The 24,533-nt window shown below is 53.2% G+C and carries 22 protein-coding genes; 6 read left to right on the top strand and 16 right to left on the bottom strand.

The window, feature by feature from the left end; all coding sequences use genetic code 11:
• The first annotated feature begins 91 nt into the window (after window positions 1–91).
• The 3 genes from NST26_RS14775 to NST26_RS14765 all read left to right on the top strand — a co-directional run bounded on the left by NST26_RS14775 (window position 92) and on the right by NST26_RS14765 (window position 3,812).
• Window positions 92–2,155: a beta-galactosidase gene (locus tag NST26_RS14775; RefSeq protein WP_340979321.1), complete on the top strand. Its 2,064-nt coding sequence runs from the start codon at window positions 92–94 to the stop codon at window positions 2,153–2,155.
• A gap of 575 nt (window positions 2,156–2,730) precedes the next feature.
• Entirely contained in the window at window positions 2,731–3,495 is a 765-nt protein-coding gene (locus tag NST26_RS14770) for an AzlC family ABC transporter permease (RefSeq protein WP_083684804.1), read from the top strand.
• Window positions 3,486–3,812, top strand: a complete 327-nt coding sequence (locus NST26_RS14765; protein WP_339256466.1) for an AzlD domain-containing protein — start codon at window positions 3,486–3,488, stop codon at window positions 3,810–3,812. Before NST26_RS14770 ends, NST26_RS14765 begins: the two co-directional genes overlap by 10 nt.
• Before the next feature lie 46 nt (window positions 3,813–3,858).
• Here the strand turns inward: NST26_RS14765 and NST26_RS14760 are convergent, their stop codons facing one another.
• The 9 genes from NST26_RS14760 to NST26_RS14720 form a co-directional block, all read right to left on the bottom strand.
• A complete protein-coding gene (locus NST26_RS14760; RefSeq protein ID WP_340979320.1) occupies window positions 3,859–4,824 on the bottom strand; it encodes an alpha/beta hydrolase in 966 nt (321 codons plus the stop codon).
• A gap of 102 nt (window positions 4,825–4,926) precedes the next feature.
• Entirely contained in the window at window positions 4,927–5,334 is a 408-nt protein-coding gene (locus NST26_RS14755) for a MerR family transcriptional regulator (RefSeq protein ID WP_340979318.1), read from the bottom strand.
• Between the two features lie 43 nt (window positions 5,335–5,377).
• On the bottom strand, window positions 5,378–6,709 hold the full coding sequence (locus NST26_RS14750) for a hypothetical protein (protein WP_340979317.1): 1,332 nt from the start codon (window positions 6,707–6,709) through the stop codon (window positions 5,378–5,380).
• Complete coding sequence (locus NST26_RS14745) at window positions 6,706–7,794, bottom strand: DUF58 domain-containing protein (protein WP_036728723.1); 1,089 nt, start codon at window positions 7,792–7,794, stop codon at window positions 6,706–6,708. The genes NST26_RS14750 and NST26_RS14745 overlap by 4 nt, the downstream gene beginning before the upstream one ends.
• A gap of 3 nt (window positions 7,795–7,797) precedes the next feature.
• Window positions 7,798–8,775: an AAA family ATPase gene (locus NST26_RS14740; protein ID WP_340953215.1), complete on the bottom strand. Its 978-nt coding sequence runs from the start codon at window positions 8,773–8,775 to the stop codon at window positions 7,798–7,800.
• Between the two features lie 101 nt (window positions 8,776–8,876).
• Window positions 8,877–9,965 carry a GerAB/ArcD/ProY family transporter gene (locus tag NST26_RS14735; protein WP_340979316.1) on the bottom strand — a complete coding sequence of 363 codons (1,089 nt, stop codon included), beginning with the start codon at window positions 9,963–9,965 and terminating at the stop codon, window positions 8,877–8,879.
• Between the two features lie 13 nt (window positions 9,966–9,978).
• The gene (locus NST26_RS14730) at window positions 9,979–11,139 is read right to left on the bottom strand and encodes a Ger(x)C family spore germination protein (protein WP_340979315.1); all 1,161 of its coding nucleotides are present in this window, start codon (window positions 11,137–11,139) and stop codon (window positions 9,979–9,981) included.
• The gene (locus NST26_RS14725; RefSeq protein ID WP_445323369.1) at window positions 11,136–12,569 is read right to left on the bottom strand and encodes a spore germination protein; all 1,434 of its coding nucleotides are present in this window, start codon (window positions 12,567–12,569) and stop codon (window positions 11,136–11,138) included. The genes NST26_RS14730 and NST26_RS14725 overlap by 4 nt, the downstream gene beginning before the upstream one ends.
• A 139-nt stretch (window positions 12,570–12,708) precedes the next feature.
• Entirely contained in the window at window positions 12,709–13,569 is an 861-nt protein-coding gene (locus NST26_RS14720) for a DUF421 domain-containing protein (RefSeq protein WP_036728733.1), read from the bottom strand.
• Window positions 13,570–13,788: 219 nt separating this feature from the next.
• Here NST26_RS14720 and NST26_RS14715 point away from each other — a divergent pair, with 219 nt between their 5' ends.
• A complete protein-coding gene (locus NST26_RS14715) occupies window positions 13,789–13,995 on the top strand; it encodes a DUF1657 domain-containing protein (protein ID WP_036728736.1) in 207 nt (68 codons plus the stop codon).
• A gap of 90 nt (window positions 13,996–14,085) precedes the next feature.
• On the opposite strand, the gene NST26_RS14710 is transcribed toward NST26_RS14715, so the two are convergent.
• Window positions 14,086–14,637 (bottom strand): class I SAM-dependent methyltransferase, encoded by a 552-nt coding sequence (locus NST26_RS14710; protein WP_340953223.1) that lies wholly within the window; start codon window positions 14,635–14,637, stop codon window positions 14,086–14,088.
• Between the two features lie 197 nt (window positions 14,638–14,834).
• Between NST26_RS14710 and NST26_RS14705 the strand changes: the two genes are divergently transcribed.
• The gene (locus tag NST26_RS14705; RefSeq protein ID WP_340979313.1) at window positions 14,835–16,778 is read left to right on the top strand and encodes an AraC family transcriptional regulator; all 1,944 of its coding nucleotides are present in this window, start codon (window positions 14,835–14,837) and stop codon (window positions 16,776–16,778) included.
• 90 nt (window positions 16,779–16,868) lie between these two features.
• Here NST26_RS14705 and NST26_RS14700 read toward each other — a convergent pair whose 3' ends face one another.
• Together NST26_RS14700 and NST26_RS14695 are read right to left on the bottom strand one after the other, a co-directional pair.
• On the bottom strand, window positions 16,869–17,939 hold the full coding sequence (locus NST26_RS14700) for a Gfo/Idh/MocA family protein (protein WP_339256445.1): 1,071 nt from the start codon (window positions 17,937–17,939) through the stop codon (window positions 16,869–16,871).
• A 15-nt stretch (window positions 17,940–17,954) separates the two neighbouring features.
• Window positions 17,955–18,842, bottom strand: a complete 888-nt coding sequence (locus NST26_RS14695; protein WP_339256444.1) for a sugar phosphate isomerase/epimerase family protein — start codon at window positions 18,840–18,842, stop codon at window positions 17,955–17,957.
• Between the two features lie 123 nt (window positions 18,843–18,965).
• Here NST26_RS14695 and NST26_RS14690 point away from each other — a divergent pair, with 123 nt between their 5' ends.
• A complete protein-coding gene (locus tag NST26_RS14690; RefSeq protein ID WP_339256442.1) occupies window positions 18,966–19,859 on the top strand; it encodes a helix-turn-helix transcriptional regulator in 894 nt (297 codons plus the stop codon).
• A gap of 417 nt (window positions 19,860–20,276) precedes the next feature.
• Here the strand turns inward: NST26_RS14690 and NST26_RS14685 are convergent, their stop codons facing one another.
• The 4 genes from NST26_RS14685 to NST26_RS14670 form a co-directional block, all read right to left on the bottom strand.
• Entirely contained in the window at window positions 20,277–21,437 is a 1,161-nt protein-coding gene (locus tag NST26_RS14685) for a Gfo/Idh/MocA family protein (RefSeq protein ID WP_340979312.1), read from the bottom strand.
• 185 nt (window positions 21,438–21,622) lie between these two features.
• Entirely contained in the window at window positions 21,623–22,831 is a 1,209-nt protein-coding gene (locus tag NST26_RS14680) for an L-serine ammonia-lyase, iron-sulfur-dependent, subunit alpha (RefSeq protein ID WP_340953232.1), read from the bottom strand.
• A 17-nt stretch (window positions 22,832–22,848) separates the two neighbouring features.
• Entirely contained in the window at window positions 22,849–23,685 is an 837-nt protein-coding gene (locus NST26_RS14675) for an enoyl-CoA hydratase/isomerase family protein (RefSeq protein WP_340953233.1), read from the bottom strand.
• The gene (locus NST26_RS14670; RefSeq protein ID WP_036728762.1) at window positions 23,675–24,514 is read right to left on the bottom strand and encodes an enoyl-CoA hydratase/isomerase family protein; all 840 of its coding nucleotides are present in this window, start codon (window positions 24,512–24,514) and stop codon (window positions 23,675–23,677) included. Before NST26_RS14670 ends, NST26_RS14675 begins: the two co-directional genes overlap by 11 nt.
• Window positions 24,515–24,533: the final 19 nt, after the last annotated feature.

Here is a 24,533-nt window from a genome sequence, read left to right as displayed (position 1 = left end):
AGCAATATTATGTTATATAAGTGGATACACTGCTGATAATACAATAGATTGGTAGCTTAATGAAAGCATATTTTTACACTTGGAGGTTAAGATGAAGAAACCTGTTGCAGCAGAACGATTTGAACTGGGCGTCTGCTATTATCCTGAGCACTGGCCTGAATCCATGTGGGCTGACGATTACCGGCGTATGGTTGAAACCGGATTCACCATAGTACGTCTGGCTGAGTTCGCCTGGTCCATTTTTGAACCGGAAGAAGGCGTGTTTCAATACGATCTGTTTGACCGTGCGGTCGACATGGCACACAGCTACGGGCTGAAGGTCATTCTGGGAACGCCTACGGCCACTCCGCCTGCCTGGCTTACCGAGAAGTACCCTGAGGCCTTGAATGTTACTTATGAAGGTGTGACGCTACAGCACGGCATGCGCCGCCATTACAATTACAGCAGTCCCAAATACCGTGAGCTCTGTGCCCGAATTGTAACCAAGCTTGCTGAACATTACGGCAATCATCCGGGTGTTGTCGGCTGGCAGATTGACAACGAGCTGAACTGTGAGATCAATGTATTCTACTCAGAGAGTGATCATCAGGCCTTCCGCCTCTGGCTGCAGAAGAAGTATGTCACCTTGGACAAGCTCAATCAGGCTTGGGGCACGGTGTTCTGGAATCAGACCTATACGAGCTGGTCACAGGTCTGCCTCACCCGGCCTACTCCTTCACCGAATCAGCCGAATCCGCACCAGGCTCTGGATGAGAAGCGCTTCATCTCCGATAACACCATCCATTTCGCCAAAATCCAGGCAGATATCCTGCGGGAATTGGCTCCTAATCAGTGGGTTACCACAAACGGGCTGTTCGGACATCTGGACAGCCATGAGCTGAATGACGAGCTGCTGGATTTCTTCAGCTATGACTCGTATCCGCAGTTCTCCACCATCGGCTTCGATCCGGCCGAGGTGAACCCGATGCTTGACCGCGGCTGGGGACTGTCCCTGTCGGCCGTACGTTCGGTCAGCAGCAACTTCTGTGTCATGGAGCAGCAATCCGGTCCGGGGGGCTGGGTCAACCGGCTGGACATGCCTTCACCGAAGCCGGGACAGATGCGGCTGTGGACCTACCAGTCCGTTGCCCACGGCGCTGACATGCTGCTCTATTTCCGCTGGCGGACTGCCACCATGGGCAATGAGATCTATTGGCACGGCTTGAACGACTACCATAACCAGCCCAACCGGCGGGTAAGAGAAGCGGAGCAGATCGGCCGGGAGCTGGCAAGCATCGGGCAGCAGTTCATCGGCAGCCGGACTCAGGCGAGCGTTGCTATCGTGCGTGATTATGACAATGAGTGGGACGGGGAATATGATGTCTGGCACGGCCCGTTCATGTGGCAGAGCAACAAGGAATGGTTCAAGGCTCTGCAGCGGAAGCATATTCCGAATGACGTTCTGTACCTGCGCAGCCATACCACCCTTGCAGAGCTTGCCCGTTATGAAGTGCTGGTCTACCCGCATCCGGCGATTATGACCGATGATACGGCGGCTCTGCTCGACCAGTATGTACAGCAAGGCGGGAAGCTGGTCTTCGGCTGCCGCACAGGCTACAAGGATATTACCGGACAATGCTACATGCGGCCTTTTCCCGGAGCGGCGCAGGAGATGTGCGGGGTAACCGTGGAAGAATTCACGCTGGTCAAAGGAACGCGCAAGCCTACCTCCATCCGCTGGAACCATGATCCTGAGGCGCTGACCGGTGCAGATGCCTTCAATGACATCCTGCATGTGGAAGAGGACAGTGTGGAGGTCATGGCAACCTATGCGACCGACTACTATGCCGGCAAACCGGCGGTAACCCGCAACACCAGGGGCCAAGGCGAAGTGTGGTATTACGGCGCCGTGTTCAATGAGCCTGCTGTGCTGCAGATGCTTGGCAGTCTGGGGCTGGTCTCGCCAGCCGCCGATTGGGCGGAGCTGCCGCCAGAGGTTGAATTGCAGATTCGCTCCACGGGGGAAGACGCCTCTTCCGGTGTCGCCTTCCTGCTCAACTACAGCGAAGAACCGGCACAGATTGTGCTTAAGACAGCCAAGACGGACCTCTTAAGCGGCCAGACCCTGTCAGGGAGCTATACGATGGATGGGTTCGGCGTACTCATCTTGAAATAACCATGAACTCCAAAAGGGTTCCGCTGCCGCAGATCGCTCTGTGGACGGCGGAACCCTTTTTTACAATTACAGCTAATATTTCCTTGCAATTCGCTATGAATTCATAGATATTAATACAATGTATTTATTATCGGCGATAGTAGAGTATCCGATGTAATTCTGTGAATAGGGTCGAATCCCGGAGGTTCCGTAAAACGAAAATACACCGGCCAGAAGAGTGTGTTCCTAACGGACCTGAGATACCCTATCCCCAGTCAAACGCCACTTTTTGCGGTTTAACGGACAGAGGAGCCCTTATCGTCTCTCTACGAGAGGTTTAGGAGTAGAAAATCCAGGAATAAGCTCCATGAGGTCCGTTACTTGCCCAAGTGGTGACTTTATACTAGAATAAGCGCACCTCAGTCCGTTACGTCAGGCCAACTGTCCCTAATGGACAACTCTCGTCTTCATCTGGGAATGACACCTGTAGGTGTGGCTCCACTCTTGTACTCATTCAGGTATGATAGCGCCCCATCTACTAGTTTAAATCGGACACTATACTAGTCATTATTCCAAGAACCAGAAGGAGCATGCCCATGAAGCCAGAATCCATTCATCAGGAGCCGCTATCCGGCGGCAGCCTGGTTACAGATAGCCCAAGTGTGCCGGAGAGCAGTGATACGTTCTGGCAAGGGGTCAAGGACTGCCTTCCCACTCTGCTCGGTTATCTCAGCATCGGGTTCGCCGCAGGCGTTGTGGAGAAAACAGCGGGGCTGACCCTTGCCGAAATCGCCATGATCTCCATCATCCTGTACGCCGGTTCGGCCCAGTTTATTGCCGCTGGCATGATTGCCGCCGGGAGCAGCGCCTCCGGTATTGTCATTACGATTCTGCTGGTTAACCTGCGGCATCTGCTGTTAAGCGCAGCATTGTCGCCGTACTTCCGGCATCTGACTCCGCTGCGCAACCTGCTGATCGGCTCACTTCTCACAGATGAGACCTTCGGCGTAGCCATTCAGAAGAGCGCCGCAAGGAAGCAGATCAGCGAGAGGTGGATGCACGGCCTGAATATTACCGCTTATCTGAACTGGTTCCTGGCCAATATCGCCGGCGCTATTCTCGGTCAATGGATATCCAGCCCCGAGAAGTGGGGACTGGATTTCGCCCTGCCGGCTATGTTCATCGGGCTGCTGGTCCTGACCATTATGGGACGGCGCAAGTATAGACTGGATATCACTGTCGGCTTAGCGGCTGTTGTTGTTGCCGTGCTTGTCTCTGTGCTGTGGTCGCCCAGTATGGGCGTCATAGCTGCTGCGCTGGTAGCCTCAACGATTGGAGTGGTGATGGAACAATGGAAATAAGACTGGAAATTGCCATAATCATTCTCGGTGCCGCGCTCGTTACCTTCATTCCCCGTGTCCTTCCACTGATGCTGCTAAGCCGGATCACGATCCCGGAATGGGGCATGCGCTGGCTGAGCTATGTGCCGATTGCTGTCATGGCTGCGCTGGTTGCCCAAGAGCTGCTCGTAACCGGCGGCAGGTTCGCTGTCCTGTCCACCAATGTGGAGCTAATCGCCGCCCTCCCTACCTTCTGGGTAGCCGTCAAGACCCGCAGCCTGCTGGCCACCGTATTGACCGGTATTGTGACGCTGATGCTGCTGCGGCTGCTGTTCTGACCCTGTTCACTGGATGCACTGTATGATCACTTTCTGACTACGGGTGCTAATCTTGCCTGCCCTCCAGCTGCAATACTCTCTTAATGAAGCTGCCTATGTTCCCGATGGCCTGCTGCGCTTCAGGAAGCATGGCAGCCATCAGCTGAAAAGCGCACCACATGTTCTCCCAGATCTGAAGCTCTACAGTGATGCCCGCCGCCTTTGCCTGTTCAGCCAAGCGTTCTGCATCACTCAGCAGCACCTCATGATCTCCCGCCTGTATGAGCAGGGGCGGCAAGCCCCGGAGATCCATTCTTAATGGTGATAATATTGCAGGCCATGCACTGCCATAGTCCCCCATATATTCCTCAATCATTCTCTGATTCGCTTCCCGGCTTCCTGTCGGGTCCGTTCCCGCACGGCTGTCATAAGACTCCCCGTCCAAATGAATAAGGTCGGCATGGGGAGATAGCAGGCATGCACCGGCAGGGAGCTTATCCCCCTGGTCCCGCAGCGTAATTAATGTCATCAGAGCAAGCGTGGCTCCAACGGACTCTCCGCAGACTATAATATTCCCGGCAAGAACGCCCCGTCCCAGTAGCCAGTGGTACGCTGCAAGGCAATCCTCATTGGCTGCAGGGAAGCAGAACTCCGGTGCAAGCCGGTACTCCACAGTTAAAATGGCAATTCCCCCCGCTGCTTCAGATAGACGGGCTGCCAGATCCCTATAGATCTCGCAGCTGCCAGACACAAACCCTCCGCCGTGATAATAAAGAATTACCTTGTTCTCCGCGGGTTGCGATTGTCCTTCACCTTGTAGACTTTTCTCCTCCGCTCTGACCCACTCTCCGCTGAAGGTCTCCACCTCAACCGGTTCAACCTTCACGCCTTCAAGAAAGGGTAATTGCCTGGAAGCTTCGAGAGCCGCCGCACGGATCTCCTGAACCGGGCTTCTGGAGTAACTATTATTGCTTTTCAGATAAGCTGTAATGGCCTGCAACTGTTCAATCGGGGTACTGCTCGGATACAACATACGTGTAATTCCTCCTGTTATCCTTGGATGCCCATACTATAAACCCTGTAGCAATGTACAGAGTCAAGCGGCAATCCCGGCAGAATTACAGGTGGCAACAGATCAATCATTCATGTTCAACATATTAAGCGTATCCTGCACGCCCGGGTGCCTGTCCTGAACCAGAAGGCCGGACTTCAGTGCTTCAAGCTGTCTGAGTGTCTCGTTCCGCCGGGCAATCTCCAGATCGACAGCGGCGATCTTCCGCTCAATGACTTGGGCGAAATCACTGATGCCAATGCTGCGGTCTGCCGATTTATCAAGTGCTTTCTTAATCTCCTTAAGCGTGAATCCGCAGCTCTTGGCATTACGGATAAAAGCAATCCGGAGGAGCGTCTCCTCCGGATACAGCCGATACCCGCCTGCTGAACGCTGCGGCAGCGGAATCAGCCCGTTTTTCTCATAAAACCTGAGCGTCTCCATATTAATATGAGCCTCTTTAGCCAGCTCACCGCGCAGATAAGGGGTCATGCCTGCCGCTCCTTTCCAGTATTCGCTGAACATAATGATTCAGCTAAAGCTTCAGCTGCTCCTTAAGCGCCGCCGCCTCAGCGGCAGTAAGTTCAGGCAGCTCCTCCTCGGTATAGCGGGCCCTGTGGTATAGGCCCAGCAGACGGTCATTGACAGAGGCATCTCCGCCAGAGTGTTTGCTTGAGCGCTTCTGGCCTTGCGACCAGGCGGCTACATCGGCTGCTGTCTCCTGCGGGGTCAGGTAGGGCTTCACCTCATACCCTTCCGCATGTCTGGCCCGCAGCCAATGCCGGTAGAGCCAGCGGATGCGCTCACGGCTTCCGTCCATCCCTTCCCAGCGGTCCCGGCGGCTGGCAGGTGTCAGCTTGGAACGCACGTATTGGCGGAAGTCCTGGACGGTCTGCTCCCAGTTGAACAGGCTGGTCTCCTCATCCTGATACCCGGCAGCCGCAGGAGTCTCTCTGCGCAGCAGGGACAGCAGCCTGTCTATCGCTCTGCGCAGGATGCCTCCTGTATTTCTGTACAAAAAGCGCAGGATAAAATACAGTACCGCAAGAATGGCTGCCGCTCCTAGAATATAGAAGCCTATATTTAGAATCATCGATAGCAAGCCCGGTTCACCCGGCTCCGCTGCCGGCATGGCAGGGATGGCCTCAGGCGGTGCTTCTGCCGGCGGTGCCTCCCCGGAACCGGAGGATAACCGGCTGAGCCAGGCGAAGAATGCCCGCACCATATTCCACAGCAGCATCCCAACCGCCCGTCCGCCCCCCGCAGCAAGCAGTGCTGCCAGGATAATAAAGCCAATCACGAATACCCGGTTATGCCGCCGCAGTCCTTGAGGCAGATTTCCTGCACCTCCGTTCAAGGAGCTATAACGCAGGTGGGTGCTGTTCGTAGCCAGCAGTGCCAGGATCAGGCACAAGCTGCCGCTCCAGGTGAGCACCGGCGCACTCGGCTGGAGACCGGGGATGCGCGAGAAGGCAATCGAAGCGACAAAATACAGCATGATCCCGCTGATATACAGCCACAGCCGGTTCACCCGTGTGGCCGCTGTCATGCCAAGGAAGGCAGACACAGCCGCTCCGGCTGCCAGCGGAAGACCTATAAGTGTCAGCGTACCGGTTAACGCCGCAGATATAGCTCCGAGAATTAGCGCCGCGAGCAGCTGCTTCCAGCGGCGGTTGCATATCTCTCGCAGCAGCACACCAGCTGCGGCCAGTACCGGCAGCAGATAGATCCAGCGCAGCGCCTCGGCCTCCGGCTGGAAATAAGTCTGGAGCACCAGCCATACCGGGAGCAGCAGCAGCCATTCGATGAAGGCTGCCATCCATATGGCGTAATTTTCTTTGAAGGCATCCGGGATTCGGGAAGTCATAGCTCACCGCCCCCTTCAGAAGGAATATCCAGCCACTCTACACCGTTTCCGAGGAAGCTTAAGCCTGAGGCTGCCAGCTGAAGCTCTGCCCCCCGGTGACAGGTAATGATCAGATAATCCTTATCTGCCTCCCCCTTGTCCGCTTCAATCTCCATCAGCCTGCTCATCGGCACGGTCCGGTCCAGATTCAGTCTGGCCAGCAGGCCAAGGAACTCCTCGGTATGAACAATGGACCAGGTGTCCACCGAATCTCTCGCCCCGCTCCCCTCCAATCTTCCATTGCTGAGCAGCCGGACCTCAATCCCGTGGCTGATCGCATACTCGGCTACAGTCGCCGCATAGCGGATTCCCAGCTCTATACGCTGCACATCGGTAACCGTTCTCCACATGGACTCACTCGTCTCCACGTTCAGGCAGATGACCAGCCGGGAATCGGCGGTGTAATCCTTTTGATGCACCTGCATACTTCCCGTACGGGCTGTCGCTTTCCAGTTAATGCTCGCCAGAGAATCCCCGGCGCTGTATTCTCTTGTACCGGCGGTCAGGAACGGATCTTCGACAATCCAGCGCTTGACCGGCAGCTCTCCAAGCCAGCTGTGAACCGGCAACGGAAGGTCATGGAAACGCAGCAATCCGGGGTAGACCAGCAGCTCCAGATGAAGCGGGAAGGTCTTAGCGCTGCGGCTCAGTCCGAACAGATCGCCGGTAGTCATGGTTGCCGTCTCCAGGACGAACAGCCCCCGCTCCCTGCAAGTGATATTATGCCGCCGTTTGATATGGCGAAAAGACCTCAGGAAGAACAGGCTGACATGATTCTGGGAAATCTCTCCGCTGCTGATGCCCAGATTCTCCTGGTTACCGAATTCAAGCCCCTTAGCTATGCTGGATTCCAGCCGCAACCACGGCAGCGGCAGCAGCTTCTTGTTCATGATCTCCTCAACCATCTCTACCTGTTCACCGGCGTACACCGCTTTGGCAGAGAAGTAACGGGTATAGCTGACCTTCTTCAGCGCATGCCGGTCATAGACCAGCGAGATCAGGACCAGCAGGATGAACGTGCTTGCAATGAACCACGGCAGCGACATGGATCACTCCACCCTTCCGCCTCTGGACAGGACAGCAGGTTCAGCCGGGACCTCAATTTCACGCAGCACCTGAAGCACTACCTCTGCAGACTGGCCTTCACGGACTCCGGGACCGCGCTGAAGAATCAGCCGGTGCGCCAGCACAGGGACCGCAACCTCTTTGATATCATCCGGGATACAGTAGCTTCTGCCCTGGATCAGTGCGTATCCCTGCGAAGCGCGCAGCAAGGCGAAAGCTGCCCTGGGGCTTGCTCCCAGCCGGACCGCCGGGGAGGTACGGGTAGCCTCAACCACGCGCATCATATAAGCGAGCAGCTCGTCACTGACAGTAACCTCCGCAGCCAGACGTTGAACGTCCTGAATCTGCCGGGCCGTGGCCACCGCAGCGGTATCTTCCAGCGGGTTATTCTGGCGGAACCGCTGGAGGATATGTACCCCTTCATCAAATGTAGGATATCCGCTGGTAATCCGCATGAGGAACCGGTCCAGCTGCGCTTCCGGCAGCGGAAAGGTCCCCTGGCTGTCCACCGGATTCTGGGTAGCAATGACCAGGAACGGCCGCTCCAGCTCATGCGTCACGCCGTCAATTGTAATCTGCCGCTCCTCCATACACTCCAGCAGGCTGGACTGGGTGCGCGGCGTGGCCCGGTTGATCTCATCCGCAAGCAGAATGCTGGCAAATACCGGACCGGGACGGAATTGAAATTCGCCGCTCTTCTGGTTATAGTAATTGATGCCGCTTAAGTCAGACGGCAGCAGATCGGGCGTGAACTGAATCCGCTTGAACGTGCAGTCCAGGGAGCGGGCCAATGTTTTGGCGAGCAGGGTCTTTCCGGTACCCGGCACATCCTCCAGCAGCACATGACCATTGGCCAGCAAAGCGGTCAGCAGCAGGTTCACACCGCTCTCTTTGCCCACGATAACTTGTGCCAGATTGCTTCGGATCGATTCAATTAGAGCGGTTGCTTCTTGAAGATTCATGAATAATAACACCATCCTATTCCAAAAAAAGGTATGTACATATAAACTAATCATACCAGAAAGCGCCTACATTATATAATAGCAGAAATTGCAGCCCTGGCTTATGCCTGTGGCTGCCGCTTCTTCCGGAGCATTAACGCAAAGAAATAGTACATCGGAATAAACTCTACAATCAGCCACACAAGAGCTATATTGAAAGAGTAATAGTCGTGATCATACCGGGCCAGATTTCTGGAATAGAGATAGGCAATCGTTACAGAGCAGACTGTCAGGCCGGGAATCAGCAGCTTCTTCGCTCTCTGGCCGATAAGATATGCAGCACATTTACTCGCTACATAGATCAGAAATGAACTGTGAATGAACATAGAGGCGGACCAGATTCCGATCAGCAGGGGATCGGAATTGCCCAGAAGCTCGTTGTTGGACGAGCTGCGGACGAGCTGCAGATAGGGGAACGCCAGCTCTTTGCCCAGATAGGCTCCGAAATTCAGCAGGGTCATCACCCAGCCCAGCAGAATCGTCAGCATGACGCACATACCCCCAAGAGCCAGCTTTTTCATGGTGCTCTTGCTGATTTTGAGCTCCGGGGCAACAAACAGGAACACCACCCATTCCCCCAGCCAGGACATGACGGTTAACGAGTCCTTGAAGGCGATGAACGGATCATGGTAATGGAGAAACGCCGGGAGAATGGCGTAATTGGCATGCTGGATGAACAGATAGATGCTCAGCAGCGTCGAACCTACGAAAATAATCGATATGCCGTCAGACATATACACTATAGAGGTGACTCCGAGATGAGCCGTGTACATAATGACCAGTCCTATAAGGAGCTGAATCAGCAGCGGCGGTGTTCCGCGCAGATAGTTAGATCCGAAGAACAGAACAAAATTCTCGATATCATACGAAGCATAGTAAACACACCAGCATAGCAGCAGAAGGACTATAACCCGGTGCATCCACTTCCCCGTAATCTCTGCTCCGAAATCCACCCAGCCCGTCCCGGGCTTCAGCTTCCCGAGCTGAACGGTGAAGAACAGCGGAATCAGCGCCAGGGCACAGCCGGCCACAATCCCGATCCACCCCTGATAGCCGGAGGATTCAATGAGGCCGGGAACTAGAAACATGGTACTCTGGGAGCCCAGATATACGATTGAGAACCTGGTGATTTGCCATTTCGATGTCTGCATAATGTTCTTCCCCTTATTTTTCTGAACCGAAATCCTCGATAACGAATTTCGCGGTCACCTTAATCCGGGCTTCCGAGGTATAGTAGTCTTTCCAGCGCTCCCGCAGCTTCTTCCATTCCGCCGGATAATTCCATTCCACCAGCATACCCAAATGCAGCACATCCACACCCTCCTGCCGAATACGGTCAAGGGCAGCCGTGATTTCTCCGGCCACCTTCTGTTCAAGCTTGCTCAGCAGCAGGGGGCTGAGCTTGTTCGCATCGCGGTGCTCGGAATCCTTGAAGTAGGTGATGCTGGCGTGTCCTTTTATTTTCACATGAAACAACGGACCTTCCGGGGTCATGCTTACGGAGGAAGCTGCGGTGTTCCTGAGGAAGATTGCATTTGCAGCTCCTGAGCCGTCATCATCCCAGTCTATCGAATATACCGGGAACGCGATTTGTCCGGCGAGATTCCCAGCAGCCCAGGCCAAGGCTCTGCCTTCACTGACATTCATCAGACCTCTCATCTTCAACTCCTGGAACAGCATTACGCCGCCGACCCCAACCCAGTACTCCTCCTTCTTCTCAGCGTTATCACTCTTTAGTCCAAAGGATAAATAATCCATGGCATACCCCATATGCGAGGCCTCCGAGAGCATGCAGTCTCTGATCGTAGTGCTGAACAGGAGGTTTTCTTGGGCAATATTGCTGAGTACCTGATCCGGTAACTGTTCGAAGATCGGAGACAATTTGGGAATCTCGCTGGCTTTGCCGGGTGCAGCCATGATGAAGGTTCCCAGGGGGATCTCCGGCTGCCTTTTGAACCATTCAAGCATTTCCCCAATGCCTTCCCTTGCATACTCCTTCCCCACGACAACAATCTTGATATGGGAAATCTCAATCTTGCGGGACAGATCCTTCTGAATCAGGATTACTGCTTCCGGTATAGTTTTGGCTGTCTTGGTGATCATCGAATATGCCTTGCCGTCAGACGCGCCGCTCCCTCCCTGGGTCCCTGACATCAGACGGTTCGGCAGAGGCGAGCTGATTGTGACTTCAACGGTACCCGGCTCCTTCCCTTGGTCAATGAATATTCCATAGATAAAGGTCAATTTATCAAGCTCTGTTTTGGACCAGCAGCCGGTCAGATTGAAGAGCAGCAGCAGTGCCAAGCCCAGCTTGACGGCTCTCATGGCTTCTGCCTCCTTTTATTTGTGCTGTCGGTAAAAGAGCTGCTCCGCTTATTCATATACTGAGAGGGGACGCGAAACAAGGTATCTCTCCAGTCTTCAAAAACAAGCGGCGCCAGCGGCTGCAGGTAGGGTGAGCCAAATGACCGGAGATGGGCTAAATGCCCATAGATCATAAATACCGCAATAAAGACACCAATCAGTCCCAAGGTTCCGCCCAGAATGAGCAGCACAAAGCGCAGCAGCCTGAAAGTCAGTCCAAGCTCCAGATGCGGAATGATGTACGAAGCGATCCCGGTAATGGATACTACAATGACCATCGGTGCCGAGACAATTCCCGCCTGGACCGCCGCCTGTCCGATAACGATACCTCCGATAATGGAGACAGTCTGACCCACTGGCTTCGGAATACGGGTCCCGGCTTCACGCAGGGCTTCGAACGTAAGCTCCATAATCAGCGCCTCCGTCAGGGCAGTGAACGGGATATTCTCGCGGGCCGCAGCTATCGTTATCAGCAGATCAGAGGGAATGATCTGTGAGTGAAAGGTTGTAATGGCGACATATAATGACGGCAGTATCATCGAGATCAGCGAGAAAAAAAGGCGGACCAGCCGGATCCAGCTGCCGGCATAGAAGCTCTGGTAATAATCCTCTGAGGACTGCAGCAGCGCAAAAAAGGTTACCGGCGCCAGCAAAGCGGACGGTGTGCCGTCCTGCAGAATGCCGACTCTGCCTTCCATGAGCGAGGCGGCGACAGAGTCAGGGCGTTCCGTATATTGATAGATCGGAAAAGGGGAGAATTGCTCCCGGGACATATGCTCCGCCAGATAGCTGATGCCCAGAATTCCGTCCACATCGAGACTGCCCAGCTTCTGTTCCATTTCCGCCAGAATTTCCGGCTTGCAGAGCCCTTCGAGATAGACCAGATATACATCGGTCTTAGTATATTTGCCGATAGCGAAATGCTTGGTCTTCAGATCCGCATGCTTGATCTTGTGGCGCAGCAGCGAGAGATTCGTCTGAATATCCTCGATAAAAGCTTCCTGCGGCCCGATCACCACCAGCTCGTTCTGTGATTCGGACACCGCCCTTTTCTGATAGTGGGCAATCTCAAAATAATACACATACGGCAAACCTGCGATGCTGAGTACAGGATTCCCGCTGACGATCAGCTCCACCACCCGGCCGGGATGATAGGCCTTGATATAAGGAATCGCGAATGCAGATCCGTGATCCAGACGCTCCATGAAATCCGCCCAGTGCGGCTCCGCATTGGCTTCTGCCTTCAGGGGCGTGGCGACAAATTCCTGCAGGCTAAGGGTATCCACGATGGAAGGAATATAGATCAGCATACAGGAATGCCCGTAGACATTAATAGACTGGTAGACCGCATCGCTGCAATCTGTCAGCTGCTCCTTGATTAACTCCAGCATATCCTGATCAGGCAATCTGGCAGCCTCCTTCCGGTAGTGGGGATTCTGCCTTAGTATTCCAGCTCGTTCCTGGATTTATGCCCGGACATGCCCAAAGAAGCCGGATCACCGGCTCCTGCTTGTGAAACTGCTCATGCTGTCAGTTCTGGATAAAAGGCTTCAGCTTCTGCAGCAGCTCCTGCAATTGCTCTGAACAATTTCCGTACATTTGCTTCGCCGCTTTGTTCTTGGTGGACAGACCGAACAGCTCCAGATCGGCTTCACATTTCTTCAGCAGCGCATACAGCTGAGGTTTATCCTGCGGCTGCGGCACCTTGACTTTGTCAGCATAGAGATCCACGGTAAGCTCACCATAAGAGTCTACCTGCCCGAGGAAAACATCCTTCACGGTCAGATTCAGCTTTTCCAGCTCGGTCTGCAGCCACTTCCGGGACAGATTCAGCGTATCCAGAGGCTCGTCCAGAATCTCACCATCCATAATTACAGCGAGCGTTTCCTTCTCCGGTGCAACCTTGATTCCCAGATCCTTGGGGGTGAAGGGCTGATTCTCCTTGGTCAAAAGCACGTTAATCGCACCATCCGATTCCATAATCGCAAATTCCACATCGGCCACCTTGAAGACATCCTTTTTACGCAATTCCTCCAGCAGCTCGTCGACGCTCAGACGCTCTTTTTTCATATTATTCTCGAGAATCTTGCCGTCCTTAATTAGTACCGTTGATTTGAAGTCAATGAAATCCCGGGCTTTCTTACTCTTAATTTGCAGATATTCGATGCCCAGTGAACAGGCAACCCAGACGCCTAAGGCAATCAGGCCCAGATGCCAGGTCTTATCCGTGTCCAGCGAGATATAAGCAGCCAAGCTCCCCACCGTAATTCCCGTAATATATTCAAAAAAAGACAGCTGCGAAACCTGCCGTTTGCCGAGTATCTTGGTTAGAAAAAACATTACGACCACAGCAAACAAGGTCCGCAAGACAACCTCCAGCGCTTCAGGCATTCGAATAACCCCCTATATTGTGATATTTCATGCTCTGTGTGCTCAGGCATTCTGCTTCAGTATTTGTCAAACCAGGGGTGAATTAACCACAAGATTTCGTGCCGGCTGATTATGCTCTCGTGAGGCTGGAGTGATTTTCCAGAATATGAGCTGCAGGAATGCAGATACTAGAGTCCGTGGATGATGATCCATTTCTATGATATGGAGGAGGGTATACCGATGACTGTCGCCTCACAAGTCAAGACGTGCGTAGCTTCGCTAAAAAGCGCCCAGGCCAGCCTGGAGCAATTCGCCATGGAAACGCAAAATGAAGAAGCCAAGACCCTATTTACCAATGCCGCCGAGCAGACTCAGCAGATTGTTCAGCAGGTAGAAGGACGCGTAACTGAGCTGGAAAAGGAAGAACCGCAATACCGGGGCTTCTAGCCCGGGCTGGCCGATTGGAGTACAGGCTGATCTCGATGCAGCGCATTGTGCTGGGGAGATCAGCCTTTTTGCTGGCGGCGGATGTTATTTTCACACCTTAACTGCATCCACAATCAGGGAGACAAAGCCAAGCCTCTCCGCTGTATTGCGGTGGTCGAAGCGCCTGGAGCGGTAGATAAACCCTCCGCCTTCATCCCAGTAGTTATAATGAAACTTCCCGGATTCATCGCAATACTCCAGCAGTTTGACCTCGAAGCCGCCAGCCGTGAACATGCCTCGCAGGGTATTGTAATTATGTACGATGCGGTGAGACGCCGCGGGATGATCCAGGGGACCCGGTCCTCCGACCTGTACAATTTTCTGATAAGCTTCATCCGGAAAATACCCATCCGGCACAGCACAGCGGATATACCCGCCAGATGCCAGATAAGGATAGCAGATTTTTGCCGCCTGTATCCCCTCCTCATACGTCAGATGCTCCCAGACATGCTCCGCAAGGATTGCTTGTATGGAGTTTTTCTTGAACCTAACAGCCCACTGTTCTTCTTGCAAAAGATTAAGCTCCCTCTCCTCCGTATGCAGCCACCCCTGGTTATGCAGACTTCCGCCGCTCCCAATCACAACTCTTAACCGCTCATCCATCGAGATCACCCCTTGTTAGTCACATCCACTATCTGCTATTTATTCTAATCTTCATTGCAAGAATCTGGAATACAGCGATGTTAGAAAGATATGGAGTTATGTGACTTTTAATGTAACAAGTATTATTCAGACTGTCATTGATAATGGTTATCATTTAAAATGAGGAGTAGACAGATAACGGAGGGGAATATCGCATCATGCACATCAGCAATCAATTATTACTTTGGGATCAGGCTGCAATTACACTGGTGGATATCCGGCAGAAGGAGTTAGCCCAAGGCGAAGTTCTTCCTCCATTTATAATACCTGCCAATATATTTTTGCTATCGGTACAAGGAAGCGCACAAGTTCAGTCAGACCAGGCTGAATTTGCTTGGACAGGATTTCAACTTTTACATAGCGGCAAAGGGGCCATCCTAAGCATCGTTCCCATAAAAGATAAATTTATTTACTATATCATTTACTACAAAGCCTTGCTCCATGAAGCGAATCCTCTTCAAGAGCAGTATTGCTTTAGCCCTGAGGCTCCGCTTTTACTCTATAACAAAATTCAGCAGATGCATCAGAAATGGGATCAGCCGGAAGAGCGTCTTCATGTAAAAGCACTTTTTTACCAATTCGTTCATCTGACGTTAAAGGAATTGCGCCTGCATGAGCATGAGACCGAGGTCAGAACAACTTCTGTTGCAGTGCAGGTAATCACTTATATCCGGGAGTATTATGCGGAACCCGTTACCTTAGACTCACTTGCGGAAGTGTTCAATTTCAGCGCTTATCACTTGTCATCCTTATTTAAAGAGCATACAGGCGTCAGTCCGATTGATTACTTAATCCGCTACCGGCTTGACCTTGCATCAGAGCTTCTAATGACAACTAATGCTTCAGTCGGGGAGATTGCGGCGAGTGTCGGGTATAAAGACGTGTATTATTTCAGCAGGATTTATAAAAAGCGTAAGGGTGTAGCCCCTGCTTATCATAGAAATAGCGAGCTGCTGCAGCACAAAGTTGCTGAAAGTCCATTAAACTTCCCCACATCCTCTATTTCTGATAATGTTACTGATCTGTATATTAATAATGATAATCATTATCATAATACGGACAAAGGGGAAATACATATGTTTACATCAAAACCAACCAGATCTGTAGCCATGGCTGCAATCCTGCTGTGCGGCTCCCTGCTGCTCAGCGCTTGCTCCAACGGCACGAACACAGCGGCGAAGAATTCAGGCAACGCAAACAATAAAGTTAATCAGGCAACTCCGATTGCCTCAGAAGAAAGTCCGAAGACGCGGATCGTATCCACGCCAAGAGGAGACATTGAAGTACCCGCAGAGCCGGTAAAAGTCGCGGCAGACCAATATATGGGTCATTTATTGAAGCTGGGCATTGTCCCTATCGGGGCAAGAACATTCATGCTCGACGAAGGCTGGATGGACAAGGCGGAGATTCCACAAGAAACACTCGATACGATCGAAGATTTAGGGGAATTCCCGATGAATCTGGAGAAATTGACCATGCTGGAGCCAGACCTCATTATCGGTTCCATCGAAGATTACGTTGACCAATACGAGAAGATCGGCACCACTGTTTTTCTGCCATACTGGGAAGAGTTGTCAACAGCCGGGCCACTTGATAAATTCAGACGAGTAGCCTCGATATTCGGAAAAGAACAGCAGGCTGAGGATTGGATTGCGGAATACGAACAGAAGGTTGTTGAAGCAAGGTCAAAGGTATCTAACGTCATCAAGGAAGGGGAGACGGTATCCATCGTTCAGTTTGCCGAAAAAACAGTATATGTGTTAGCAGCAACGGGCGGAAATTATGGTTCCTCCACTATCTACGAAATGCTGCAGCTGCCTCCAACAGAAAGTGCCTTACATATGAAAGAGGGGTTCGAATCAATCTCGCTTGAGGTGCTTCCTGAATACTTAGGTGATTATATCTTTGTCTATAATGGCGATGCTGAGATTACGAACCAAGCAATGGAAAGTGATATATGGAAAAGTGTACCTGCTGTGAAGAAGGGCAAAGTATTTTTATATGGGGATAATTATCATGATGAATTCGTCATGGAGGACCCCTATTCTTTGGAGCAGCAGCTGGATACGGTTGTGAACTTGTTACTGGGGACGGATAAATAACCAGAATTGAGAAGACGGCGGTAAAAGAAAAGGCATGGGGCTTTCCCCATGCCTTTTTGCATTCCATTTTGCTTCTTCTGCTAAAATCCCCTACCCCTTACTCCCCGCCAGCTCAGCGCCCTCTATGAATTCGGCAATACTAAGCTTGCGGCCAGTCCGCGCACTCTCCAGAGCGCCCAGCACCATGGCCATGCTGTAGCGGTTATCGCGGCAATCTGTCTCGGCGGGACGGCCCTCGGCCAGCGAACGGAACATTTCATCGAGACAGCCCTGATGGAAAGTCTCCTCCATCTGTACCTCCGGCGCTTCCACCCGCTCGAATTCATGGAGGAACTGGCCGGAGTGTTCACTCCCGGCACTAATCACCTCGGCATATGGCAGATCCCGGCCATCCCAGATCGCAGCACCCTTTTCACCTTGAACCCGCCAAGAAGCTTCCCAGGACGTAGGCGCACCTTCCGCACACCATGAGCCTTGATAGCAGAACACGGAGCCGTCCGACATTTCAAAAATACAGACCGCCGCCGCATTCCCTGCATACCACGATCCCGGCGGATTGAACTCCTGGCAATACACACTTACCGGATTAGCGCCGCTGATATAGCGGGCCTGATCGAAGGTGTGGATCGCCATATCCAGCAGCAAAGGGCTGTCCATCGCATCCCGGAAGCCGCCGAAATGCGGAGCCAGAAAGAAATTCGCGCTGATTGAGCCTGTCCGCCCTATAGCCCCTGAAGTGATCAGCTCCCGCAAAGAGCGGATGCGCGGATCATACCGGCGGTTCTGCATCACCGCATGGCTCCTGCCGGTACGTTCAGCGATGCTAACGATCGAATTGCACTGCTCCATCGTCTCCGCCAGCGGCTTTTCCGCGAACACATGGCAACCAGCCTCAAGCGCACTGCTGGCAATATTGTAATGGCTGGCCGGCACCGTCACATCAAATACCAGATTAGCCGCTGTATCCGCAATTGCCTGCTCCACTTCAGTAAATACCGGGCAAGTAAGCCCGTGCTTCTCTGCCATGGCCTGAGCGGACTCCCGCCGGATATCCACGAGCGCTACAATCTCTATTTCATCAGTATGCTTCAGTGCATAGGTAATCCACTCATTAGCCATTGCCCCGCAGCCCGCCACAACCACACGATGTCCTGCTGTCATCACTCTTTCCTCCAGTTACACCGGGTTCGGGATGAAGCTGCCGCCCCGGCAGGTTTTGAGATAATTCAGTGCATGAACCTGACCGGTCATCTCCAGATCGTCACGATAGACAGGGTCATGCCAGCCTTCAATATCAATCGTGCCCTTGTATCCAGCTTGACGGAGAATCGAGATCACATCTGTCCAGTTCGTATCCCCGAAGCCCGGCGTCCGGTGCCATACATACGGCTTAGGCCCGTGGATTCCGTATTCCTTAATAATATCCCAAGCGATAGTTGCGTCTTTGCCGTGGACATGGAAAATCTTGTCCGTCCATTTGCGCAGCTGCGGGATCGGGTCAATCAGCTGCACCATCTGGTGGCAGGGCTCCCATTCCAGGCCGAGATTATCGGCATTGACCGCGTTGAACATTTTCTCCCAGGCTGTAGGGTTATGCGCAATATTCCAGTCCCCTGCCTGCCAGTTCCCATCCATCGAGCAATTCTCAAAAGCGATCTTGACTCCGCGCTCCGCCGCCCGCTTCGACAGCTCACCGAACACCTCAGCGAACTTCGGAATCGACTCATCTATAGATACGCCGGGCAGACGTCCGGTGAAGCCGGAGACCAGGTCCGTCCCGAACAAATGGGCATGGTCGATCAGCCGTTCCCAGCTGGCCACCGTATCCGCATTGTCGCCTGTTCCTGTAAGCGGATTCCCGAATATGCCGATTGAAGAAATTGTGAAATCATGCTCTGCAGCCAGTTCACGCACCCGTGACGCTGTTTCTGCCAAATCAGTAGTTCCTGTAGTCTGCCAAAAGGTTAAGCTGAAGGATTCGAAGCCATGTCCAATAATCTGCGGAATGACTTTGACTGCATCCCCGCCCCCAACCAATGTTCCAATTCTTAATGTATCCTGCATCTTGTATGCCACTCCAATATTGGTTTATAGTTAATGCAACATTCCTAGTATATCGCTCATATTGGGCAAAATCTCTACTTATCTTGTGCTAAACTAGCTGAATCTTGCGGGAGTTGAATAAAGATGACCTATCCGAAGGAACTCAAGGAATATCCAAGGCTGGAAGAGAAAACGTATCCGTTCCGTCTGTTCTTCAACACCTGCCGGGAGGTGTCGCCTGAACAGAATATCCTGTTTCTGCACTGGCATGAGCATTTCGAGATCATCATTATGCGCGAAGGACACGCCATTTTTCATGTGGACAGCAAGCCTTATGAGGCCGGGCCGGGGGATGTCCTGATGGTGCCGTCCGGAGGGCTTCATGTCGGCTATAGCAAGTGCAGCGGTGACCTGTCATATGTCTCGATTGTATTCCATGCCTCGCTGTTCAAGGACCGGAACCAGGATTCCCAGCATGAGCAATTTGTTGCTCCGTACCTCAATAATCTGAATCAGTTCCCGGTTATGCCTGCCGCCCAGCAGCCTGAATGCGCCGCGTATTATCATTTGCTGGAGCGGGTGATTGCCGAAGTGGAGGCGAAGCAGCCGGCTTTTCAGCTTGTGGTAAAGAATCAGCTGCACCTGTTCTTCACCCTGATGTCCCGGGCCTTCCCGGCCCGGCAGCGCAGCGAGCGGGAGCACAGTGAACGCCATTCAATCCACCGGGAGCGCTTCAAGCCGCTGCTGGAACACCTGGAGAACCACACAGATCAGAAGATGTCGATTGAGGCTGCTGCCAGGTTCGTGAATCTGAACCCTTTTCATTTCTGCAAAACCTTCAAAAAGCTCACCGGGCGGACGTTCATCGACTATGTGAATTTCTGCAGAATGGATGAGGCGCAGCGGCTGTTGCTGGAGACCAATCTGACGATTACCGAGATCTCAGGCCGGGTCGGCTGCGACAATCCGAATTACTTCACCAAGCTGTACAAGCAGTACAAGGGTCTAACCCCTTCCCAGGCACGGAAACAAGAGTAAATCCAAGTGGGTGCTCCAGCCGACCATCAGGCTTACGTGGCGCGCACAGTCCAATTGTGGTCGGTATTCCGACTACATTTGACCCGCACGCCACTCACAGTCCAATTGTGGTCGGTTTTCCGACTACATTTGGCCCGCACGCCACTCACCGTCCAATTGTGGTCGGTTTTCCGACTACATTTGGCCCGCACGCCACTCACAGTTCAATTGTGGTCGGTTTTCCGACTACATTTGGCCCGCACGCCACTCACAGTCCAATTGTGGTCGGTTTTCCGACTACATTTGGCCCGCACGCCACTCACCGTCCAATTGTGGTCGGTTTTCCACACACATCCGGCTAACGGACCCTCGCCAACTAACATCCCCAAAAAAACACCGCCGGACATCAAGCGGCCGGCGGTGTTTCACTGTCTTCCCTTACATTTCTGATACCTGCACCCAGCGCCGCTGCTCAATCGAACGCTCGACCGCTTCAAGCACTGCCTGGCATTTCACGCCATCATTGAAGTTCGGCTCCGGCTGACGGCCTTCCTCAATGGCATTCGACAGCTCCAGCATCTCATGGATGAAGGTATGCTCGAACCCGATGGTGTGGCCCGGTGGCCACCAGGCCTCCGCATAGTCATGGGACGGATCGGTGGCTAGTACCCGGCGGAAGCCCTGCACATCCTCGTCATCCGAGGTCAGATACACCTCCAGCTCATTCATCCGCTCGAAGTCGAACTTCACACTGCCCAGACTGCCGTTGATCTCGAAGGAATTGGTCGAGCGGTGTCCGGCTGCGAAGCGTGTCGCCTCGAAGCTGCCCAGCGCACCGCTGCTGAAGCGGGCCAGGAACAGCGTTGCATCATCCACGGTTACCGGACCGCGCGGCGCATCCTTGCCTGCCTTGGCACTCAGACCAGTCATCTCCGTTGCCAGCGGCCGCTCCTTGACGAAGGTCTCGCTCATCCCGATAACCTCCTCCACATCCCCTACGAGGAAATGGGCCAGGTCAATCAGATGCGCCCCCAGATCACCATGCGATCCCGAGCCTGCAATCTCCTTCTGCAACCTCCAGACCAGCGGGAACTCAGGGTCCAGAATCCAGTCCTGCAGGAACCACGCGCGGAAGTGATAGATTGTGCCCAGCCGGCCGCTCTCGATCAGACGTTTCGCCAGCCGCACCGCCGGGGAGAAACGGTAGTTGAAGCCAATCATATGCGCAATTCCAGCCTTTTCAGCAGCCTCCAGCATCTCGCGGGAATCCTCCAGATTCAGCGCCAGCGGCTTCTCGCAGAAGATATGCTTGCCTGCGGCCGCAGCCGCCAGTGCAATCTCTTTATGGGCATTGCTTGGCGCATTAATATCGACCAGATCAATATCGCTGCGTGCGATCAGCTCCTTCCAGTCAGTCACACTCTCCGACCAGCCAAGCTGTGCTGCCGCCTCTGTAACTGCTTCCTCATTGCGTCCGCAGATGACCGACATATGCGGCTTAACTGCCTTGGGGAAGAACATCGGCAGACTGCGGTAAGCGTTGCTGTGGGCCTTGCCCATGAATTTATAACCTATCATTCCAATGCGTAGCTGTTTCATTTGGTGCCTCCTCACTGAATAGACTACTCGATGTACACGCATACATTTTCTCATTCAGGCCGCGCTTAAGTCAAATCCCTTCTTCCCGGACGTTTAGATCTGGCTTACATAACCACAATTAAAAACGCCCCTATTGCCAACCGGCAGCAAGGGACGTTCCTCGTATATAGCGATATCATTATCAGTTAACTGCCCATGTTGTAGAACTTAGCAAGCCCGCCTTCCGAAGTTTCACGGTACCTGCTGTTCATATCTAAGCCTGTCTGATACATGGTCTGAACAACCAGATCAAAGGATATTTTACGGGTACCCGACAAGAATTTGGCCAGACTCAGCGCATGGATTGCCCGCATCGCACCGACCGCATTCCGCTCAATGCAAGGGATCTGAACCAGTCCGTTAATCGGATCGCACGTTAACCCCAGGTGGTGCTCCATGGCCACCTCCGCCGCATACTCAATCTGGTCGATCTCCATCCCGGACAGTTCAGCCAGTGCAGCCGCTGCCATAGAGCAAGCCGTGCCCACCTCCGCCTGGCAGCCGCACTGAGCGCCGCTGATCGAGGCGTTATGCTTGACCAGATTGCCAATGAGCCCGCCGACGGCCAGCGCCCGGAGAATCTGTTCGTCCGGGACCTGCAGCTTCTCCTGCATATAACGGAGCGAGGCGGGTACAACACCGCAGGCCCCGCAGGTTGGAGCCGTTACGACTGTACCGGCAGCCGCATTCTGTTCATTGACGGCAAAAGCGTACGCGCTGACGATCCGGTTCTCCCGCGTCTCCGGGCTCTCATCCACAGTCCCCTGATGATACAGATATTTCGCCTTGCGCTCGACATTCAGGCCGCCCTCCAGAATACCTGTGACAGACAGTCCTTCGTCGATCGACCGCTTCATCGCTTCCCAGATGCCTTGGAGGAACTCCCAGATCTGTAGGCCTTCACGCTGCTCGACGTAATCGCTTAAGCGGATATGATTCGCTTTACAATAGGCACTGATCTCGGCAAAGCTGTTCTCCGGGTAGACATCAGGTCCCCGCGTCTCCTCCCGCCCATCAATCACGATCTCCCCGCCGCCGATACTGGCAACACGCATGGAGGCTGTTTGCTGACCGTCTTTGTAAGCGAACAAGTCCATTGTATTGGGATGAAGCAAATCAAAGTCAGGCTGCGGAACAAATTGAACCTCCGTCCGGACGGGATAGAGTGCCCGAATAATAGCCTTGTCCGTCATATGGCCTTTACCTGTTTTGGCAAGGGAACCATAGATCCGTGCCTTGAACTGGTCTGCGTCTTCATTTTCTGCTTTGAAGATTCCGGCCGCTTTCTCCGGTCCCATGGTATGGGAGCTGGACGGTCCGCTGCCAATCTTAAATAGCTCAGTCAACGATCTCATAGCACCCTTATCCCTTCTCAGTTGTCATTCCTCTGAAAACGTTCCTTAAGCTTCATCAGCCGTTCATGAATCCCCTCTTCATCAATCGCCATGTCAACCAATTGGTGAGTAAGCTGAAGACCTTGATTCTCTGCCAAAGCTTGTTTCCACGGGTGCGCCACAATCGAATGCGTAAGATGCCTTGTAGAGCGGGGGGCCTGCATGATCAGCTCTGCCAGCTCCCATGCCCGTGGAAGAAGCTGTTCACGAGGCAATACCTCACTGACCAGACCGAGGTCTAGTGCCTCCTCTGCAGTAATGTTCATCCCCGTGTATGCATAGTATGCCGCTTTCTTGGTTCCAAGTATCCTTTGAAGTGCCAGGACGATTCCATCTCCGGGCGGAACACCACCCAGATAATGGGCATCGAAAACGGCCGTGTCTTCCGTACAGATGGTAATATCACAGAGCGTTCCCAATTGCCAGTGTGCGCCTGTGCCATTGATCGCCCCAATCGTGGGGATATCCAGGCAATGAACCATATTTTCAATCATCCGGAGTGATTCATGGTACATTTCCAGCTTCCGGCGATTCGGCCAATCCATGAATTTCGTATTCCAGACTTCAGGAGTGCCGGTCTGCCACAGCTCTCCTGTCCCTGTTAGAATCATGACCTCATTCTCAGGATCACGGCCAATATCTGACCATACATGACCATATGCGGCTTGGACCGGCCAGTCGAATTGTAACGGTCCCCCGTTAGTGTGCATACGCACTTCGAGGATGCCGCCGCGGCGGGTCATGAGGAATAAGTCCTTATACTTCTCCGAGTACTCTTCGAGCCGGGTAGGTCCCGTCATCTTTCTATTGAACATCGTTGCCCATCAGGCGTCCCTGCATTTTCTTCAGCCGCTCCAGCGCTCCTTCTTCATCAATGGCCATATCGTACATCTGGTGGGCAAGCTGGAATCCCTGATCGGCGACCAGAGCCTGCTTCCATGGCCGGGAGATAATGGAGTGAGACAGATGTCTTGTTGAACGCGGTGCCTGCATGATCATCTCCGCCAGCTCCCATGCGCGCGGAAGAAGCTTTTCACGGGGCAGGACTTCACTAACGATACCCAGATCCAGTGCGGTCTGACCATTGATATTCTTGCCGGTGTAGGCGTAGTAGGCTGCTTTCTTGAACCCGATCATGCTCTGCAGTGTGAGCAGCATTCCATCTCCCGGAGGCGTGCCTCCCAGATAATGCGGATCGAAAAAGTCCGCGTCTTCCGTACAAATGGTAATATCGCAGAGCGTTGCGAGCTCACAGTGCGTTCCCGGACCGTTTACCGCCCCGATGGTCGGAATGTCAATGCAGAAGATCAGATTTTCAAGCAGTCTCAGCGATTCATGATACTGTTCGAGCTTCTTTTGCTTCGGCCAGTCCATGAATTTCGTATTCCAGACCTCAGGGTCGCCAATCAGCCATTTATCCCCGGTTCCCGTAATAATCATGACTTCGTTCTCAGGGTCACGGCCAATATCTGACCAGGCATGAGACCAGGCGGTATGAGCTTCCCAATTGTGCGTGTACGAATCTCCACCCGTGTGAAGACGCACTTCAAGGATTCCGTCACGGCGGGTCATTAACAGGAATTCCTTGTATTTCTCCGAGTACTCTTCGAATTTGGTGGGTCCAATCATACGTCTCTCTGTCATTGTAATTCCTCCTAAGTTT

This window comes from Paenibacillus sp. FSL R7-0128 (assembly GCF_038002245.1).
In the GTDB taxonomy this organism is placed as follows: domain Bacteria; phylum Bacillota; class Bacilli; order Paenibacillales; family Paenibacillaceae; genus Paenibacillus_AQ; species Paenibacillus_AQ silagei.
Note: the sequence above shows the minus strand (reverse complement) of the source record. Positions and strands in the feature narration are given on the sequence as shown.

What these genes read in the sequence shown, in the direction of transcription:
- NST26_RS14775 (WP_340979321.1), top strand. Translation starts at nt 92, where the DNA reads ATGAAGAAACCTGTTGCAGCAGAACGATTTGAACTGGGCGTCTGCTAT.
- NST26_RS14770 (WP_083684804.1), top strand. Translation starts at nt 2,731, where the DNA reads ATGAAGCCAGAATCCATTCATCAGGAGCCGCTATCCGGCGGCAGCCTG.
- NST26_RS14765 (WP_339256466.1), top strand. Translation starts at nt 3,486, where the DNA reads ATGGAAATAAGACTGGAAATTGCCATAATCATTCTCGGTGCCGCGCTC.
- NST26_RS14760 (WP_340979320.1), bottom strand. Translation starts at nt 4,824, where the DNA reads ATGTTGTATCCGAGCAGTACCCCGATTGAACAGTTGCAGGCCATTACA.
- NST26_RS14755 (WP_340979318.1), bottom strand. Translation starts at nt 5,334, where the DNA reads ATGACCCCTTATCTGCGCGGTGAGCTGGCTAAAGAGGCTCATATTAAT.
- NST26_RS14750 (WP_340979317.1), bottom strand. Translation starts at nt 6,709, where the DNA reads ATGACTTCCCGAATCCCGGATGCCTTCAAAGAAAATTACGCCATATGG.
- NST26_RS14745 (WP_036728723.1), bottom strand. Translation starts at nt 7,794, where the DNA reads ATGTCGCTGCCGTGGTTCATTGCAAGCACGTTCATCCTGCTGGTCCTG.
- NST26_RS14740 (WP_340953215.1), bottom strand. Translation starts at nt 8,775, where the DNA reads ATGAATCTTCAAGAAGCAACCGCTCTAATTGAATCGATCCGAAGCAAT.
- NST26_RS14735 (WP_340979316.1), bottom strand. Translation starts at nt 9,965, where the DNA reads ATGCAGACATCGAAATGGCAAATCACCAGGTTCTCAATCGTATATCTG.
- NST26_RS14730 (WP_340979315.1), bottom strand. Translation starts at nt 11,139, where the DNA reads ATGAGAGCCGTCAAGCTGGGCTTGGCACTGCTGCTGCTCTTCAATCTG.
- NST26_RS14725 (WP_445323369.1), bottom strand. Translation starts at nt 12,569, where the DNA reads ATGCTGGAGTTAATCAAGGAGCAGCTGACAGATTGCAGCGATGCGGTC.
- NST26_RS14720 (WP_036728733.1), bottom strand. Translation starts at nt 13,569, where the DNA reads ATGCCTGAAGCGCTGGAGGTTGTCTTGCGGACCTTGTTTGCTGTGGTC.
- NST26_RS14715 (WP_036728736.1), top strand. Translation starts at nt 13,789, where the DNA reads ATGACTGTCGCCTCACAAGTCAAGACGTGCGTAGCTTCGCTAAAAAGC.
- NST26_RS14710 (WP_340953223.1), bottom strand. Translation starts at nt 14,637, where the DNA reads ATGGATGAGCGGTTAAGAGTTGTGATTGGGAGCGGCGGAAGTCTGCAT.
- NST26_RS14705 (WP_340979313.1), top strand. Translation starts at nt 14,835, where the DNA reads ATGCACATCAGCAATCAATTATTACTTTGGGATCAGGCTGCAATTACA.
- NST26_RS14700 (WP_339256445.1), bottom strand. Translation starts at nt 17,939, where the DNA reads ATGACAGCAGGACATCGTGTGGTTGTGGCGGGCTGCGGGGCAATGGCT.
- NST26_RS14695 (WP_339256444.1), bottom strand. Translation starts at nt 18,842, where the DNA reads ATGCAGGATACATTAAGAATTGGAACATTGGTTGGGGGCGGGGATGCA.
- NST26_RS14690 (WP_339256442.1), top strand. Translation starts at nt 18,966, where the DNA reads ATGACCTATCCGAAGGAACTCAAGGAATATCCAAGGCTGGAAGAGAAA.
- NST26_RS14685 (WP_340979312.1), bottom strand. Translation starts at nt 21,437, where the DNA reads ATGAAACAGCTACGCATTGGAATGATAGGTTATAAATTCATGGGCAAG.
- NST26_RS14680 (WP_340953232.1), bottom strand. Translation starts at nt 22,831, where the DNA reads ATGAGATCGTTGACTGAGCTATTTAAGATTGGCAGCGGACCGTCCAGC.
- NST26_RS14675 (WP_340953233.1), bottom strand. Translation starts at nt 23,685, where the DNA reads ATGTTCAATAGAAAGATGACGGGACCTACCCGGCTCGAAGAGTACTCG.
- NST26_RS14670 (WP_036728762.1), bottom strand. Translation starts at nt 24,514, where the DNA reads ATGACAGAGAGACGTATGATTGGACCCACCAAATTCGAAGAGTACTCG.